General features: G+C 60.5%; 18 protein-coding genes. 1 reads left to right on the top strand and 17 read right to left on the bottom strand.

Annotated features, from left to right (window positions below):
• Positions 1-178: 178 nt before the first annotated feature.
• Positions 179-1639: a phospholipase D family protein gene (locus tag OK412_RS10950; protein WP_010669827.1), complete on the bottom strand. Its 1461-nt coding sequence runs from the start codon at positions 1637-1639 to the stop codon at positions 179-181.
• A gap of 154 nt (positions 1640-1793) precedes the next feature.
• Between OK412_RS10950 and OK412_RS10955 the strand changes: the two genes are divergently transcribed.
• Entirely contained in the window at positions 1794-2957 is a 1164-nt protein-coding gene (locus OK412_RS10955; RefSeq protein WP_187491696.1) for a beta-glucosidase, read from the top strand.
• On the opposite strand, the gene OK412_RS10960 is transcribed toward OK412_RS10955, so the two are convergent.
• The 16 genes from OK412_RS10960 to OK412_RS11035 form a co-directional block, all read right to left on the bottom strand.
• Complete coding sequence (locus tag OK412_RS10960) at positions 2945-3118, bottom strand: hypothetical protein (protein WP_010246427.1); 174 nt, start codon at positions 3116-3118, stop codon at positions 2945-2947. The two genes, OK412_RS10955 and OK412_RS10960, sit on opposite strands and share 13 nt — an antisense overlap.
• A 39-nt stretch (positions 3119-3157) precedes the next feature.
• On the bottom strand, positions 3158-3301 hold the full coding sequence (locus OK412_RS10965) for a hypothetical protein (RefSeq protein ID WP_010246429.1): 144 nt from the start codon (positions 3299-3301) through the stop codon (positions 3158-3160).
• A 132-nt stretch (positions 3302-3433) separates the two neighbouring features.
• The gene (locus OK412_RS10970; RefSeq protein WP_197742437.1) at positions 3434-4669 is read right to left on the bottom strand and encodes a beta-ketoacyl-ACP synthase; all 1236 of its coding nucleotides are present in this window, start codon (positions 4667-4669) and stop codon (positions 3434-3436) included.
• Positions 4666-5397 carry a 3-ketoacyl-ACP reductase FabG2 gene (locus OK412_RS10975; RefSeq protein ID WP_132498781.1) on the bottom strand — a complete coding sequence of 244 codons (732 nt, stop codon included), beginning with the start codon at positions 5395-5397 and terminating at the stop codon, positions 4666-4668. Before OK412_RS10975 ends, OK412_RS10970 begins: the two co-directional genes overlap by 4 nt.
• Positions 5394-5870: a 3-hydroxy-fatty acyl-ACP dehydratase gene (locus tag OK412_RS10980; protein WP_264353170.1), complete on the bottom strand. Its 477-nt coding sequence runs from the start codon at positions 5868-5870 to the stop codon at positions 5394-5396. Before OK412_RS10980 ends, OK412_RS10975 begins: the two co-directional genes overlap by 4 nt.
• Complete coding sequence (locus tag OK412_RS10985; RefSeq protein ID WP_264353171.1) at positions 5860-7020, bottom strand: beta-ketoacyl-[acyl-carrier-protein] synthase family protein; 1161 nt, start codon at positions 7018-7020, stop codon at positions 5860-5862. Before OK412_RS10985 ends, OK412_RS10980 begins: the two co-directional genes overlap by 11 nt.
• Complete coding sequence (locus OK412_RS10990) at positions 7017-7589, bottom strand: DUF3261 domain-containing protein (protein ID WP_022625891.1); 573 nt, start codon at positions 7587-7589, stop codon at positions 7017-7019. The genes OK412_RS10985 and OK412_RS10990 overlap by 4 nt, the downstream gene beginning before the upstream one ends.
• Positions 7586-9892, bottom strand: coding sequence for an MMPL family transporter (locus OK412_RS10995; RefSeq protein ID WP_264353172.1), 2307 nt, complete (start codon positions 9890-9892; stop codon positions 7586-7588). Before OK412_RS10995 ends, OK412_RS10990 begins: the two co-directional genes overlap by 4 nt.
• A complete protein-coding gene (locus OK412_RS11000; RefSeq protein WP_010246442.1) occupies positions 9879-10487 on the bottom strand; it encodes a LolA family protein in 609 nt (202 codons plus the stop codon). Before OK412_RS11000 ends, OK412_RS10995 begins: the two co-directional genes overlap by 14 nt.
• Positions 10481-10894 carry an acyl-CoA thioesterase gene (locus OK412_RS11005; RefSeq protein WP_010246444.1) on the bottom strand — a complete coding sequence of 138 codons (414 nt, stop codon included), beginning with the start codon at positions 10892-10894 and terminating at the stop codon, positions 10481-10483. Before OK412_RS11005 ends, OK412_RS11000 begins: the two co-directional genes overlap by 7 nt.
• A complete protein-coding gene (locus OK412_RS11010) occupies positions 10887-12596 on the bottom strand; it encodes a glycosyltransferase family 2 protein (protein WP_033786573.1) in 1710 nt (569 codons plus the stop codon). Before OK412_RS11010 ends, OK412_RS11005 begins: the two co-directional genes overlap by 8 nt.
• Complete coding sequence (locus OK412_RS11015; protein WP_033786574.1) at positions 12590-12937, bottom strand: 3-hydroxyacyl-ACP dehydratase FabZ family protein; 348 nt, start codon at positions 12935-12937, stop codon at positions 12590-12592. The genes OK412_RS11010 and OK412_RS11015 overlap by 7 nt, the downstream gene beginning before the upstream one ends.
• Positions 12924-14243: an AMP-binding protein gene (locus OK412_RS11020; RefSeq protein WP_319633956.1), complete on the bottom strand. Its 1320-nt coding sequence runs from the start codon at positions 14241-14243 to the stop codon at positions 12924-12926. The genes OK412_RS11015 and OK412_RS11020 overlap by 14 nt, the downstream gene beginning before the upstream one ends.
• On the bottom strand, positions 14240-14803 hold the full coding sequence (locus OK412_RS11025) for a hypothetical protein (RefSeq protein WP_022625894.1): 564 nt from the start codon (positions 14801-14803) through the stop codon (positions 14240-14242). Before OK412_RS11025 ends, OK412_RS11020 begins: the two co-directional genes overlap by 4 nt.
• A gap of 7 nt (positions 14804-14810) precedes the next feature.
• The gene (locus OK412_RS11030; protein WP_260057843.1) at positions 14811-15065 is read right to left on the bottom strand and encodes an acyl carrier protein; all 255 of its coding nucleotides are present in this window, start codon (positions 15063-15065) and stop codon (positions 14811-14813) included.
• A gap of 16 nt (positions 15066-15081) precedes the next feature.
• Positions 15082-15339, bottom strand: a complete 258-nt coding sequence (locus tag OK412_RS11035) for a phosphopantetheine-binding protein (protein ID WP_010669816.1) — start codon at positions 15337-15339, stop codon at positions 15082-15084.
• Positions 15340-15345: the final 6 nt, after the last annotated feature.

The following is a 15345-nucleotide window of genomic DNA, read 5'->3' on the forward strand; positions in this document are numbered from 1 at the left end:
GGGACAAAAACGCCGGGAGCGTTTTTGAACAACGCAACGCGTTGGCCCGGCAACGGGCGCACCTCAGGGATGAGGTGCGTAATCGCCCGCGCTGAGCCCGCCAGGGATGGCGGGTTTTGCGTCTTTGCGGAGGGCGTATGCTTCCTGAGCCAGCGCCTGTACCCAGGCAAGGTCCAGCTTAAAGCAGCCACTCAATCGGCAACCGCCACACTAACCGCACCTGCAGCCGTTGCCACCAGGAGCAGCCCGGCTCGTGTTTATGCACAATCTGCTGCGGCTCACCCGGATACTCCAGCCAGTTTACCCTGCCCCACTTATCCAGCCGCAGCGTCCATGCCCGATCGCGCATTGACTGGCTGAAACGCTGATGCGTCTCTCCGGCGAGCGCCGCACTCTCAATCACCAGTCCCATTTCCGTATTCAGCACCGCTGAACGGGGATCGAAGTTAAACGAGCCGATAAACAGCGTCTGTTGATCCACTGAGAAGGTTTTGGCATGCAGGCTGGAGCCGGAGTTACCGGTTAATCCCCGGTCGTGCGGGGCATCAGGCACGCCCGCCTGCGGTTTCAGCTCATAGAGCGCAATACCATGACGCAGCAGTTTTTTGCGCCACTTAGCGTAGCCGGCATGGACAATCGACACATCGTTAGCCGCCAGCGAATTGGTCAGAATGGCAATTTTTACCCCTTTGCGCTTCAGCGACAGCAGCTGAGCGACCCCTGCGCGGGTCGGCACGAAATAGGCCGAGATGATGTCGAACTGCTTTTGCGGCGTGCCTATCACCTCCAGCATTCGCTGCGGCAGCAGGCTTCTGGCACGCGCTTTGCCCAGCCCTTTACGCGGATCATCGCTCAGCAGGCGCGCTTTTGCCCAGGTCAGAGCCAGCGTGCCCTCTTCCAGCTCCTGTAGCAGCGAAGAATTTTCCAGCCGCTGAAGATAGCGCTGCACCGGTTCACTGTGACGCCACTCTGCTGGCAGACTCACACTGTCCTCTTCCGGCTCCTCTTCATCCAGCACCTGCTGCAGCGGAGAGACCGGCTTGCTGCGCCAGTAGCGCTCAAAATCCTCTGCGACTTCTTTAACCACCGGGCCTATTGCCATGACGTCGAGATCGGCAAACAGCGGTTCATTGCCAGTGCCGAAATATTCGTCGCCGATATTGCGCCCACCGACCACGGTCGTGACGCCATCCACCGTAAAGCTTTTGTTGTGCATGCGGCGGTTCAGACGGGCAAAGTCGGTGAGATAACCCAGCGCGCGCAGGGTGCGAAACGAGAATGGATTAAACAGCCGCACCTCAATGTTGGGATGGCGGTTGAGCTGGGCCAGCGTGTCGTCCAGGCCCGGCGTATTGTTGTCATCCAGCAGCAGCCGCACTTTCACGCCGCGTCGGGCAGCTTCCAGCACGGCGCTGAACAGCAACCGGCCAGAGAGATCGTTTTGCCAGATGTAATACTGGATATCGAGTGAACGCTCCGCTTTTTGCATCAGCAGATAGCGGGCAGCAAAGGCATCCAGCCCGTCGCTCAGCTGATGGACGCCGCTCAGCCCCGGATGGCGCAGACACTCTGGCTCCAGCTGTGTTTCCAGCCAGCTGGACCGTTCCAATGGCTGGGAGAGCTCAAACGCTTCGGTCATGACATTTCCCTGTAAAATGCAGTTATTTTTATTATTCCCCGGTCCGACCTCTGATGCTATTCCTCTGTTCTGAGTTAGTGAGGGGTCACGGGCGTTTTTAGTCTAGACTTAACCGGACGATCTGTGACCGGCATTATCCCGGCAGGAGAGGAATATGTCTCATCAATCCCTTACAGATGCCCGCCAGCGCTATCATCCCAGCCTGTTTCGCAGCTTTTTCCAGGGCAGTTTCCCCTGTTCCACTGCCTGCCGTACGCCCGGTAAACGGCTGGATATGGTGATCAGCAGCGGACACGATATGCTGCTGGAAAAAGATTATGCCGCCCTGGCTGAGCAGCATCTGCTCACCGCCCGCGACGGTGCGCGCTGGCATCTGATCGAAAAGATCCCTGGCCAGTATGACTGGCAGAGCTTTCTGCCGATGGTCGACGCCGCGCGACGTCAGCAGATGGAGATCATCTGGGAGCTGGCTCATTTCGGTTATCCCGATCATCTTAATATCTGGAAAGCCGAATTTGTTGACCATTTTAGTCGTTTCGCTCGCGCGATGGCACAACTGATGCGCGATCAGGGCATCGAACGCCCCTTCTTTACACCGGTTAATCAAATCTCATTCTGGTCATGGGCCGGGGCGGATGTGGCCTGGTTTAATCCCCATGCGGCGCAGCGTGGTAAAGAGCTGAAGCGCCAGCTGGTTCGCGCCTCGCTGGCGGCGATACATGCCATTCGCGAGGTCTATCCGGAGGCGCGTTTTGTACTGACTGACCCGCTGGTGCAGATCGCTCATCATCCCGACAATCCGGACAGCAAACCCTATGCCGATGCGCAGCATCAGGCGCAGTTCGAAGCCTGGGACATGCTGGCCGGTCGCGTCGATAAGGAGCTAGGCGGCAGTGAAGATTGCCTGGATATCCTCGGCCTGAACTACTATCCCGATAATCACTGGTTTTTCCCCGACCAGCCGATGTCGCTGGAGGATCCGGAGCGTGTGCCGCTGCATATTCTGCTGGCGCAGTGCTGGCAGCGCTACCAGCGTCCGATGCTGATTGCCGAAACCGGCGCTGAGGGTGAATCGCGCGCCCCCTGGCTGCAGGAGATCAGTGAAAATGTGGCGGTGGCGCTGGATCAGGGCATTGCGGTGGAGGGGATTTCGCTCTATCCGGTAGTGGAGTATCCGGCCTGGGCCGATGACCGGCGTTCCCCTGGCCCGCTGCTGGGATTAGCCGATCCCAATGGCAACCGTAATCTGCATGAGCCGCTGGCGCTGGTATTGCGCAGTCAGCAGATTAAGTTTGCGACACGAAATCAGACGTGCTGAGAAGGTGGCTTTTTAGGGTAACAGGAGCGAACGTCGAGAGAGGGATCGGCAGGATGACGTACGTCGGTCAGCCAGACCATGGTAAACAGGAAGGTCACCCCGATCAGGCAGGCCGCCAGCAAACCGATAATTGCGATTAATTTGTCATCTCCGGAGTCCATCGCCTTCTCCTTATTCAATCCGTTGAATCCCTGTGCGTGTCAGCTCATCCAGAGCGTAATCATCAGGACAAAGATTATAAGCGTTACCGAGGTCACCGCAAGCACCACTATCGCAAAGTGCGCATCGTCAAGTGACTGGCGAATTGGCTCATCGTGATCGTCGGGTGGCAAGGGTAAAGACATAACTATCCTGTGAAAAACATGGGCCGCCGGGAGTGATGCGGTGAGTGACAGTGTAGATGAAAGGCTGATTATCGTCCGGTTCTTTCGTCCGAAAAATAAACTGGCCCGTGCCAGCGCGGCACGGGCCTGAGATCAGACGCCGCGCCAGCGTTTGAAGATCAGTGAAGTATTAATGCCACCAAAGGCAAAGTTGTTGCTCTGGATATAGTCGGTTTCAATCTCACGCGGCTCACCCATGATGTAATCCAGCTGGCCGCCATCTGCTGCCGGTTGCGTCAGGTTCAGGGTTTGCGCAAACCACCCTTCCCGCATCATCTCAATGCTCATCCAGGCTTCCAGCGCCCCACAGGCACCCAGCGTATGGCCAAAATATGACTTCAGCGAAGAGATCGGCGTCGTTTCGCCAAACACCGCCGCCGTCGCCAGACTTTCGGCCATATCACCCCGTTCTGTGGCGGTGCCGTGCGCATTCACATAACCAACGTCTGCGGCCGTGATACCGGCGCTTTGCAACGCCCGCTCAATGCAAATCTGCATGGTTTCCCGCTGCGGCTGAGTAATATGGGCGGCGTCGCAGTTGGTATGAAAACCGGTGATCTCTGCGTAGATCGTTGCACCGCGTGCCAGGGCATGTTCCAGCGACTCAAGGATCAGCGTGCCCGCCCCTTCGCCAATTACCAGACCATCGCGCTGCTGATCAAAGGGTGCGGGCGTGGTGTGCGGCGCGTCATTACGCTGGCTGGTGGCAAACAGGGTGTCAAACACCGCGGCTTCCGACGGACAGAGCTCTTCAGCGCCACCAGCCACCATCACCGTCTGATACCCATGACGAATCGCTTCCCAGGCATAGCCAATCGCCTGGCTGCCAGAGGTACAGGCGCTGGAGGTCGGGATCACCCGGCCGCGCAGGCCGAAAAAGAGCCCGGCATTGACGGCCGTGGTGTGTGGCATCATCTGCACATAGGTGGTGCCGGTAATATTGTTGGTGTGCTTTTCGGTCAGCATGGTGGCGAACTCGCTGACCGGCCCGGTGCTGCCGGTGGAAGAACCGTAGGCGATACCCGTTTCTCCGCTGGTCAGCACCGGATGGTCAATCAGGCCCGCCTGGGTCAGCGCCAGCTCGGTCGCGCGCGTTGCCAGCAGCGAAACGCGGCCCATGGCGCGGATGCGCTTGCGGGTGTAGTGCGCCGGCAGCACAAAGTCATCCACCGGTGCGCCGAGCAGCGTATGCAGCCCGTCGTAGATCTGCCACTCCGGCATAAAGCGCACCGCATTGCGGCCCGCACGGATCCGTGCCGAAACTTCAGCCCAGGACTCACCAAAGGCGGTTACGCCGCCCATGCCGGTTACGACTACCCGCTGGATCACAGCATGCCTCCGTTTATAGAAATGACCTGACGCGTTACGTAGCCTGCAATATCGGACATCAGATAGCTCGCCAGTCCGGCGACCTCTTCAGCCGCGCCCATGCGCTTCATCGGCACGATCTTCATCGCTTCCTCAATCACCTGAGGTTCCAGCCCCTCCATACCGGTATCAATCAGGCCTGGCGCGATGCAGTTAACGGTGATTTTGCGTTTCGCCAGCTCAATCGCCAGCGCCTTAGTGGCACCAATAATGCCCGCTTTCGCCGCGCTGTAGTTCACCTGACCGCGATTACCCATTATCCCCGACACCGACGAAAGCGTAATAATGCGGCCGCCGCGCCGCAGACCGATCATCGGCATCACGCAGGGCTGGATCACATTGTAAAAACTGTCGAGATTGGTGTGGATGACGCTGTCCCACTCCTGATCCGTCAGGGCAGGAAACGCCGCATCGCGGGTGATACCGGCGTTGCTCACCACACCATAATAGGCGCCATGTTGCTCAATATCCGCCTCCAGCGCAGCGCGGGTTTCCGCCCGATCGGCCACATCAAATCCCAGCACACGGCCGCTGCCGCCTGCGGTTTCGATCTGCTGCAGGCACTGCTCAGCGCCTGCGCGGTCACGGTTGAAATGGACGATAACCTGATAGCCATCCTGGGCGAGACGCAACGCAATCGCGCGGCCAATCCCTTTACTGGCGCCCGTCACTAATACCGAATCTGTCATGGCTGATTTCCTTGTGACATCAATTGCTGTAATTCTGCTTCATTGGGTTGATACGTATTCAGACGACCGCTGGCAAGCCGCTGGGTGCCGTAATGAATGTCGCCCTCAAAGCTGCCCATGCGGTCATCGCGCATCAGCAGCGTCATTCTGATATCCAGCGTAACACTGGCGGGAAAGAGGGATCGCTCTGCCCGCCAGCCGCGTCCGCCCAACAGCATGCCGAGCGGGATAAGGGTGGCGCCGCCCTGCTTTGCATGCCAGCCCGACCAGACGCCCACGGTTTGCGCCATCATCTCGACGCCAAACCAGGCGGGCAGTTCACCCTGAGGCGTCAGAAACGGTGTCAGTACGCCACCGGCGCAGGTCGACACCTGACAGTGAACCTGCTCATCATCCACGGCGATCAGCTGATCAAGCAGCAGCATCGGCGCAGCGTGCGGCAGCCAGCGTGCCGCGGGAGAATTAATAACCATGTTGGCGTCCCAGAATCAGACAGGTGTTGTTGCCGCCAAAGGCGAAGGAGTTAGAAGCGATGACAGGCCGTTGCAGCGCCTGCGGCTGTAATAACAATCCGCAATCCGGCAGCGTCTCATCCGGCGCCATCTCACTGAAATCCTGCGCGGGCAGCGGCAGATCGTTTTGCAGGATCAGCGCACTGAGGGCGGCTTCACACACTCCCGCCGCGCCGAGCGTATGGCCGGTCAGATGTTTGGTCGAGCTGCACGGCACTGCATTGCCAAACAGACGCTGAATCACGGCAGCTTCCATCTGGTCGTTAAGCGGCGTCGCGGTGCCGTGCAGATTGATATAACCCACCTGCTCTGGCAACAGGTTCGCCTTTTGCAGCGCCATACGCATCGCCCGTTCAGCGCCCTCGCCCTGCGGATGGGGAGCGGACATGTGCCAGGCGTCAGACGATTCGCCAGCTCCCAGTAGCGCCAGCGGCTGCGGTTCCCGCGTCAGCAGCATCAGTGCGGCCCCTTCGCCAATCGAGATGCCGTCGCGATCGCGGCTGAAGGGAGCGCAGCGACGTTCAGAGAGCGACTCCAGGCTGTCGAATCCGTTGATCGGCATCCGGCTCAGCGAGTCCGCACCGCCCACCAGCGCCACATCCACCAGCCCTGCCGCGATCAGCCGCTCACCACTGATAATGGCGCGGGCGCTGGAGGAGCAGGCGGTTGAAATGGTATAGGCCGGGCCATCCAGGCTTAGATAGTGAGCCAGGAAACGGGAGGGATCGCCCAGCTCCTGCATCTGATAGTGATAACCGGACTGACTGCCGGCAATCTGCTGATCGCCCTCATCCACACCCGAGGTGCTGGTTCCCAGCACAACTGCCACTCTGCTGGCACCATAGTGCGCAATCGCCGCGTCGAGCGCCGGACGGATTTGCGCCAGCGCGGCCAGCAGCAGCTGGTTATTACGGGTGTTGTGCGCGCTCAGGGCAGCAGGAATCAATGGCAAATCGCCTTCAACCCTGCCAAGCCAGCAGGCGCGGTCGCCGCTCAGCCAGCCATAACGCAGCTGCATGCCGGGTGCCTCACCCCTGGTAAGGCTGGCCGCAATCTGCTGAGTGTTGTTCCCCAGGGCATTCAGCATGCCGATGGCAGAGATGTAAATCATGAGCCGTCCAGATGTTGAATGCGGATCTGATAGCCAAACGCATGCTGCTGAATGCTGATGGGCTGGCGCTGATTACCGCGTTGCAGATAATCGATTTCGGTAACCAGCTTATTATCGGCATCGATCAGCCGTCGCTTTAACCCCTGATCCTGCAACGTCCAGCCTGGCGGCAGCTGTTTTTGCCACAGCTCCCGTGGCCAGTAACTGAGCATAATATCCGCCAGCACCTGACTGGCAGGCGGCATCTGCGGCAGCGGCATCAGCTGCTGGGTGTGAATACCGCTGGCATCGTAGCGCAGGCTGAACAGACGAATACCCACCGAGGAGAGTCCGGCCAGATCAATTTGCTGTTCATCGGCGCTGAGCAGCACCAGCAGTGACTGACTCTGGCCTTTCACCTGTCCGGTCAGCAACTGCTGCTGCTGAAAGGCGGGACGGATGCCCGGCGGTGGCAGCGTCACCTTCACGCCCGGTTTCAGCCAGGCGGTGGGACGGCTGCTGTCAGGTGCAGGTCCGGCACAGGCGCTGAGCAGCAGAGCCGTCAGCAGAATAAGAGCGGCGCGGATCATCGTTTACTCCTTGATCGGGTGGGTCGCATCGCCAGCGGCGACAGCAGGAAAGCGCTGAAGATGCCGCTGCATAACACTGTGCCAAAACTGGCAATCGCGCTGGTGCTGCTGAATACCAGCATCCCCAGCGTCAGTAAGGTGGTAATCATCGCCAGCGACACCGCCAGCAACGAGGTCAGCGGCGTACCCTGCGGGTTGCTGAAAAAGAGCGTGTAGTTAATGCCAATGCCCAGCACCAGAATCAGTGCCAGCAGCGCAAACAGGTTCAGCGACGCGCCGATCCAGCCCAGCGTTGCCAGCGCCATCGCCAGCGACAGCACTGACGGCAGCGCGCTGCGTAAGCCCGCTTTTAACCCCAGTCGCATAACAAAACTCAGGGTGATCAGCAGCAACGCCAGCGCCAGTAACCCGCTCAGCAGGGTGCGCCAGAAGCTGAACAGCGAATCGTAACCTGATTTGCGGTCAATCCAGCTGACGCCCGGATGCTGTTTGGTCAGCTCCGCGAGTGCAGCGCTGTTTTTTACGCCGCTGGTGGGGATCAAAACACCGCTGCGCCCGTCTGGCAGCGTCAGCCACAGCAGTCGCCAGCCTTCACTCAGCGGACTCGCCAGCCACGCCTCTGGTGTTACCGGCATCGGGGTCAGATCCGGTGCCGGCAGCGTGATACCCGCCTGCTGCAGGCGGGCCGTAATATTCGGTGCTGCCTGTTTCAACAGCTGAAGATCCCGCTGTTGCTGCGCCAGCGACGTCAGCGGCAGCAGACGATAGTGCTGCAGCCAGCCCTGCTGCTGCGCCTGTTGCAGATCCGGTGCCAGTTTTTCCAGCCGCTGCAGCGTCTGCTGCGCGTCATCGCCCCAGACCACAAACCAGGTCTGATCGGCGCGCTGTCCGGTCAGGGTTGCCAGCTGGCGATCCTGCTCCAGCAGATGCGCAGGCGCACTTTGCAGATGGGCGATGTCATCATCCACCTTTAACTGGGCGATACCGGCCAGCGCGAAGATCGCCATCGCCATCGGTAATCCGACGCGCAGCCCGCGCTGGCGACGCCAGGCGGCAAGCCAGCGCGCCAGAGGCACCATCAGCGGCACCGGACGCACCGGTAATCCGCGTACCAGCCACGGATAGATCAGAATCACCGTCAGACAGGAAGCCGTTAATCCGCTGGCGGCAAACACCGCCAGCTGCCGCAGCCCCGGGAACGGTGCCAGCAGCATCAGCAGCCAGGCGATGGCGGTGGTCGCCAGCGCCAGCAGCAGCGTGCCGCGGACTTTTCGCAGGCTCTGCCACGGCGTCTGCTGATCGCCGTGCACCATGCGCTCGGTGAGATAATAGAGCGTGTAATCCGCAGAGATGCCGACAATACTCAGGCTCATCACCAGCGTCATCAGATGCAGTTCACCGAAGCAAAGCAGCGTCATCACCGTGCCCGCCATCGCGCCGATGGCCACAGACGTGACCGTCAGCAACAGCGGGCGCAGTGAGCGGAAGACCAGCAGCACCAGCAGGACGACGCCACCCAGCGTCACACTGCCCAGCGTTTTAACGTCATGCTGCGCACGCTGGCTGGCGTTGTCGCTGAACAGCACCGTGCCACGCGTCAGCAGTTTCGCCTGCGGCCAGCGGCTTTTAAGCTGTTGCTCCTGCGCGCTAAGTCGGGTAACCAGCGCATGACTTTGCTGCATACTGAAGGCGTTGTTCGCCAGTTCGCCATGCAGAAAATACCACTGCTGACCCTGTGCATCTTTTACTGTCAGCCAGCCATCATGCAGCGTCATGCGCCCGGCGTTTTGTGCCAGCGCCAGCTGCGAACCCCGCACCAGCATCAGGGGATCGCCCTGCAACTCTTTGCTGCTGACGCCAGAGAAGGCCGAAAAGAGCTGCGCCAGCAGCCAGTCAGCCTGCGCCTCGCCGCCGTTCTGCAAGCGGTCGCGCGTCACCTCATCGATCAGGCCGTTACGGTGTTGCCAGGCAAAGCGGCCCCACTGCTGCTGCTGTTGCCCGTCGAGATCACCCTGCACCTGTTTCAGGTCAGGCAGCGCGCGCAGCTGGGCCAGCCACCAGGCGGCGACCTGGGGATCGTCCTGCTCACCGGGTGAAACCAGCCACACCAGCTGGCGATCCAGCCGCTGCATAAAGCCCTGCTGCAGCGCAGGCGGTGCCGCCCCCAGATTCTGCTGCGGCAGCAGCGCCAGCACGCTGCTGTTGAGCTGACTGCGCGGCAGCAAAAAAGAGAGCGCAGCCGCCAGCAGCAGACAGAGGGCCAGCCACAGGAGGGCCAGCAGCCGATCGTTACGGCCCGGCAAAACGCGCCTGCTCCTCGTCGCTTAACTGCGGCGGTTCAATTCGGGTGTTGCTGAGCTCTATTTGCGTTTTATCGCCCTGCTTATCATCCAGGTTGATGCTGTCCAGGTAGGCGCTGCCCGCCAGCGAGATACGGTTGAAGATTTTGTTGAGCGGCGCCGCTTTGGGCGTCAGCTCCAGCGTCCAGGCTCCGTTGCCGCGATCGCTGAAGGCCACGCTGAAGTTCTCGTTCAGCACTTTCTGGTCGGCCTGGAACAGCGCCCGCAAGAGATGGTTGAACTGGAACATCTGCGGGTTACTGTCGGCGGTGATCACCTGAGGCTTCTGGCCGCTGAGGCTCTGCACCATACGTTTATCATCCAGCAGCAGCGTCATCACAAAGGGTGTCTGCTGATGCCACCATAAGCCCTGCTCGCGAGCGATCAGCATCTGCCCGTGCGAGACCAGCGGCTGACGCATGCCGGAAATGGTGCGCGTCTGGATAAAGTCTGCCCGAATCACCGGCTGGCTGGCAAAACGCTGCTGCAGCTGATCCAGCGTGACCGCGCTGGCGGCACTGGCCCACAGCAGCAGGCTGGTAAGCACAATTTTCAGCATCCTTTCACTCCTAAACGTTCCAGTAAAATATCGGGTGAAACAAAGCACAACGCCTGACTCTCCTGCTCCACCGCCACCTGCAGAGTATGCGCTTTGGTGGTGATCTGGCCGGCAGCATTTCGCACTTCATAGTCGATGCGCAGACGGTTCTCATATTCCGTAATCCGGGCGCTGACGCGGATCGTCTCTTCGCAGCGCAGTGGCTGGCGGTATTTGACCCGGGTATCGACCACCGGCCAGACGTAGCCGCTGGCGGCCATCTCGCCATAGCTGTAGTTAATGCTGCGCAGCAGGGCTTCACGCGCCACTTCGAAAAAGCGGAAATAGTTGCCGTGCCAGACCACGCCCATAGGATCGCAGTCGTGGAATGAGACGGTCAGCACGACTTCAGCATGATGTTCAGTCATGGTCAGACTCCTTGTGGTGCGCCTGTTGATCAGGCAGCGTCCAGAAATCGAAAAAGTTAAACCAGTCGAGCGGCGCCAGCAGTGCGTAATGGGCCAGCCGCGCTGCGTAACGATCGACCGCCTGTTGCAGTGCCTGCTGACGTTGCGCACGCGGCAGCAGCAGCGGATCGGCGAAGGGCTCACAGTGAATACGCAGTTTACCCTGTTGCTGCAGGGCGAACATCAGCAGCACCGGACAGCGCAACGCGGCCGCCAGTACAAACGGCCCCTGTGGAAAGGGCGCGGCGCGGCCCAGAAAGTCGCTCCAGATCACCCGCCGCTCGCCGCCGCGCTGCGGATTGACCGCGGTGCGATCCCCGACAATCGCCACCCATTCGCCCGCATCCAGCTTCTGTTGCAGCAGGATAGCGGTCTCCGGCCCGATATCGCTCACCGGCATCAGATTCACCCCCGCCTGCGGGGCGATGGTTTCCAGCACCGCCCGAAAACGCCGGGCGTTGTCGGTAAACACCAGCGCATTAATCACCAGTCCGCTGACCTGCTGCGCCATCGCGCGACAGGCTTCAATGTCACCAAGATGGGAAGCGAGAATCAGCTTGCCCTGCGGCGTGGGTGTGCGGATCACCGCTTCTGCGCCTGGCGCAAAATCGATATCACGTCCCCAGCGCAGATCGCCGCGCCAGCTGGCCACTTTATCCAGCATTGCCCCGGCGAACCGCAGGAAATGGCGGTAGCTGTTAAGCCGTGGCGGTAACGCAATCTGCTGCTGCTGCGCGGCGGTAGTGACCTGCGCCAGCCACTGCCGGGAAGCGCGTCGCGCACGCTGACCGCTCAGCCAGTAGACCGCCACTACCGGCCAGAGTAGCAGCGTAAAGGGGAGCCGCCCGCCGTAGCGATAGACCGCCAGCATAAAACGTAATCCCCACTGTCCGCGCCGCTCCGTTTCCGCAGACCAGTGCGTCGGCGGTTTACGCATCGCCAGCAGACGAGGAATGCGCGGCAGCATGCCGAAAAACAGCCGGGTATGCATCCAGGAGATGCGCAGGTTGTCGTAGAGCGCATCGAAGTGTGACAGCCCGCTGGCCGGATAGGTGACGCGGGTCGGGATAAAGCGACTGCGGGTTCCCTGCCAGTAGAGCCGCACCATGATCTCGGTGTCAAAATCCATGCGCTGACCGATGGCCCGGCGATCGCACAGCGCCAGCGTCGCGGCCAGGGGATAGACGCGGAAGCCGCACATGCTGTCGCGGATCGACAGCGACAGCGTTTCAATCCAGACCCAGAAGTGGGTGATGTAGCGACCGTAAAGGCGTGATTTGGGGATCGAGTCGTCATAGAGCGGCTGACCGGAGATCAGCGCGTCGGGATAACGCTCCGCTTCCGCCAGCATCAGCGGCAGATCTTCCGCCTGATGCTGGCCGTCCGCGTCGAGCTGCACCGCATGGGTGAAGCCGCGTGCCGCCGCAGCCCGCAGACCGTGGATCACCGCCGCGCCTTTACCCTGATTGCTGTCGAGTCGCAGCAGGCTGAGCTGCGGGGCGTGCAGCGTCGCCAGCTGAAGCTGAGTGGCCGCATCGCTGCCATCATCCACCACGATTACCGGCAGATTAAAGGGCGCCAGCCGTGCCAGCACTGACGCCATCATCGCGCCGTGGTTGTAGCAGGGGATCACCACGCAGGGTGAAAACGGGGCGCTTAACACAGCGCGATCTTCCCGCTGCTGGCGATCTGCTCGCCGTCGTTCTTCAGCAGGCTGTAACGGAAACTCAGGCGGGATTTTTCAGCGTCCCAGTCCAGATGCAGTTGCAATAGCGAGTCGGGTAATACCGGCTGCTGAAATTTAATGTTATCAACGGCGGCAAACTGTTTACCGGGCGCAAGCAGTGATACGCCGTAGTGCATTACCCAGTCGAGCTGAGCCACACCGGGCAGAATGGGCAGATGCGGAAAGTGGCCCTGAAACCAGAAGAGTCCGGCATCTATCTGCAGGGTCAGCGTGACGCTGTCAGCCCGCAGCTCCCGGCTGCGTTCAATCGGCAACATGAAAAAGTTCCTCTATTTGCGGCCAGGCGCGTTTGCTTTGGGTGGTCACCGGAATAGTGGCCACAATCCGCCAGTAGCGCGGCATCGCCAGCGGTTCCAGCCAGCGCTGCAGCTGGCGTTTCCACTGCTGCCTGCGCTGATGCAGAGCCGCCTCATCCAGTGCGCTGTTCAGCGCCAGCACGACGCCAATCGCCTGACGCTCATGACGCGTGACCACCAGCGCTACGGCATCCTCGATTTCCGGCAGGTCGGTCAGACGGCGCTCTATCCCGCTTAATGAGATGCGCTTGTCACCGATTTTTACGATGCGATCGTGGCGTCCTGCCAGCTGAAATCCGCCGTCCGGTTGCATAGTCAGTCGATCGTCGAGCTGCAGCCCGCTGTCACCAGTAATCAGCGGCGACCAGACCTGCCAGCGATCCGGGGTCATCTGTTCCAGCCTGACTTGGGGGAAGCAGCGCCACGGCACCTCCGCCCGAACGCACTGACGCCAGGCCAGAATGCCGGTTTCGGTGCTGCCGTAGATTTCACTGACCTGACAGCCAAATCGCTGCCAGACCTGCTCCGCATCAGAGTCGCGCAGTGCGCCACCGGCAGAGACAATCAGTTCACAGGCGGGCGCTTTCAGCGTGCTGTCCAGCCGCGATAAAAAGGCCGGGCTGCTGATAAAGGCATAGCGAACGTCGCGCGGAAGCTGGGCCAGTTGTTCACCGTAAAACAGCGGCTGGGCGGCAAACGGCAGCCTGAGCATCATCGGCAGGAAAAGTCGAAACGATAAACCGTAGAGATGCTGATGGCTGACCGAGGCGATGACCCGGCACCCCCGCAACGGTTCGCCCCACAGGCTGCTGAGCCAGCGGCTCTCCTGCTCCATCACCGCCAGCGACTTCACTACCTGACGCGGTGCGCCGGTGGATCCCGAGGTGAAGAGCACCAGTTCTGCACTCTCCGGCAGCGGCGGCAGCGGCCCCTGCGCTTCTGCGTCGTCCCACGCCAGCAGCGGCAGGCTGACCGCCAGCGGCATGTCGCACAGCACGCCATCCAGCCGATCCTGCCTCTCATCCAGCAGCGCGGCGCGGCAGTGACCCGGCATCACCGGCGTTTTACCGGCATACCAGCATGCCAGCAGCGCCACACAAAAACGGTAACTGTCATCAAAACAGAGCGCCCAGTGGCTGCCCGGTTGTGCTGCCAAGCGCTGGCGGAGCGCCACGACCTGACGATGCATCGCGCTGAGCATCAAACGTTGATCGCCGCGCCAGGCAACCTCGCGATCGTCTCCCGTCAGCCAGTCGGCCACTCTCATGCTTTTCGCCTCACGCGCTGACGTACCAGCCATTCAGCACTCATCAACGCTGCGATTAACAGATAACTTATGCCGCCATTCCACAGCGTCCAGAGCCGCAGATCGCCCAGCAAACAGGTATAGAGCGCCATGCTGCCGTTGCCGATAAAAAACAGGCACCAGATTTGGGTGACGCGGCGGGTATAGCGCACTGCCGCAGGGGGAAGCACGGGCTCACGCAGCCGGGCGATGCGTTCCACCAGCGGCATCGCACTCCAGAGTGAGGCGCCAAACACCAGCAGCATCGCCAGATTGACCGCCACCGGATACCACAGCAGCAGATGCTGAGTGCGTAATAGCTGGCTGCTGACACAGAGCAGTGCACCGAGCAGCGCCAGCCAGCCCATGACCGCGCCCATGGCGTTTTGCTGACGACGCAGCTGCAGCCAGCGCAGGCCAAACAGCAGTGCCAGCAGCCAGAAAAGCCCCTGCCAGCGCGGCTGGGTCAGCGCCAGCCAGACCAGCAGTGGCCAGGCCAGTAGCGTAAGCAGATTCAGCAGGCGAAGCGTAGCAGCAGGCACGGCGGGATCAGGCGTCTTCGCGCATCAGTTGTTCCACGGCATCCACCACATCCTGCACGGTGCGCACGGCGCGGAAGGTTTCCGGTTTAATTTTACGGCCGGTACGTTTTTGCAGATGAACCACCATATCGACGGCATCAATGCTGTCGAGTTCGAGATCTTCATACAGACGTGCCTCGGAATGGATATCCTCAGGCGCAATTTCAAACAGGCTGGTCAGCAGCGAAGCCACTTCCTGATAGATCTGTTCTTTGTTCATCATAAGGTTGTCTCCGCTTTCAGCCGCGCTGTTGGTTGACGAACGCAGCCAGCGTCGCAACAGAGAAAAAGTGGGCGCGCAGGGTTTCACTCTCAGCGGACAGCGCCACGCCGTAGCGATTTTTCACTGCCAGGCCAAGTTCCAGTGCATCAATAGAGTCCAGCCCCAGTCCGTCGCCAAACAGTGCAGCGTCGGTCTCTATATCATCGGGACTGAGATCTTCAAGGTTCAGCGTGTCGATAATCATCTGTTTGATATCGTTAATTAATGAATCCATACCGGT

Source organism: Pantoea sp. JV6 (assembly GCF_025910055.1).
Classification (GTDB): Bacteria; Pseudomonadota; Gammaproteobacteria; order Enterobacterales; family Enterobacteriaceae; genus Pantoea; species Pantoea agglomerans.

Coding starts and splice junctions, on each gene's coding strand:
- OK412_RS11015 (WP_033786574.1), bottom strand. CDS start 12,937: ATGTTGCCGATTGAACGCAGCCGGGAGCTGCGGGCTGACAGCGTCACG.
- OK412_RS10980 (WP_264353170.1), bottom strand. CDS start 5,870: ATGGTTATTAATTCTCCCGCGGCACGCTGGCTGCCGCACGCTGCGCCG.
- OK412_RS10960 (WP_010246427.1), bottom strand. CDS start 3,118: ATGGACTCCGGAGATGACAAATTAATCGCAATTATCGGTTTGCTGGCG.
- OK412_RS11035 (WP_010669816.1), bottom strand. CDS start 15,339: ATGGATTCATTAATTAACGATATCAAACAGATGATTATCGACACGCTG.
- OK412_RS10955 (WP_187491696.1), top strand. CDS start 1,794: ATGTCTCATCAATCCCTTACAGATGCCCGCCAGCGCTATCATCCCAGC.
- OK412_RS10990 (WP_022625891.1), bottom strand. CDS start 7,589: ATGATCCGCGCCGCTCTTATTCTGCTGACGGCTCTGCTGCTCAGCGCC.
- OK412_RS10950 (WP_010669827.1), bottom strand. CDS start 1,639: ATGACCGAAGCGTTTGAGCTCTCCCAGCCATTGGAACGGTCCAGCTGG.
- OK412_RS11020 (WP_319633956.1), bottom strand. CDS start 14,243: ATGAGAGTGGCCGACTGGCTGACGGGAGACGATCGCGAGGTTGCCTGG.
- OK412_RS11030 (WP_260057843.1), bottom strand. CDS start 15,065: ATGATGAACAAAGAACAGATCTATCAGGAAGTGGCTTCGCTGCTGACC.
- OK412_RS11005 (WP_010246444.1), bottom strand. CDS start 10,894: ATGACTGAACATCATGCTGAAGTCGTGCTGACCGTCTCATTCCACGAC.
- OK412_RS10965 (WP_010246429.1), bottom strand. CDS start 3,301: ATGTCTTTACCCTTGCCACCCGACGATCACGATGAGCCAATTCGCCAG.
- OK412_RS11000 (WP_010246442.1), bottom strand. CDS start 10,487: ATGCTGAAAATTGTGCTTACCAGCCTGCTGCTGTGGGCCAGTGCCGCC.
- OK412_RS10975 (WP_132498781.1), bottom strand. CDS start 5,397: ATGACAGATTCGGTATTAGTGACGGGCGCCAGTAAAGGGATTGGCCGC.
- OK412_RS10985 (WP_264353171.1), bottom strand. CDS start 7,020: ATGATTTACATCTCTGCCATCGGCATGCTGAATGCCCTGGGGAACAAC.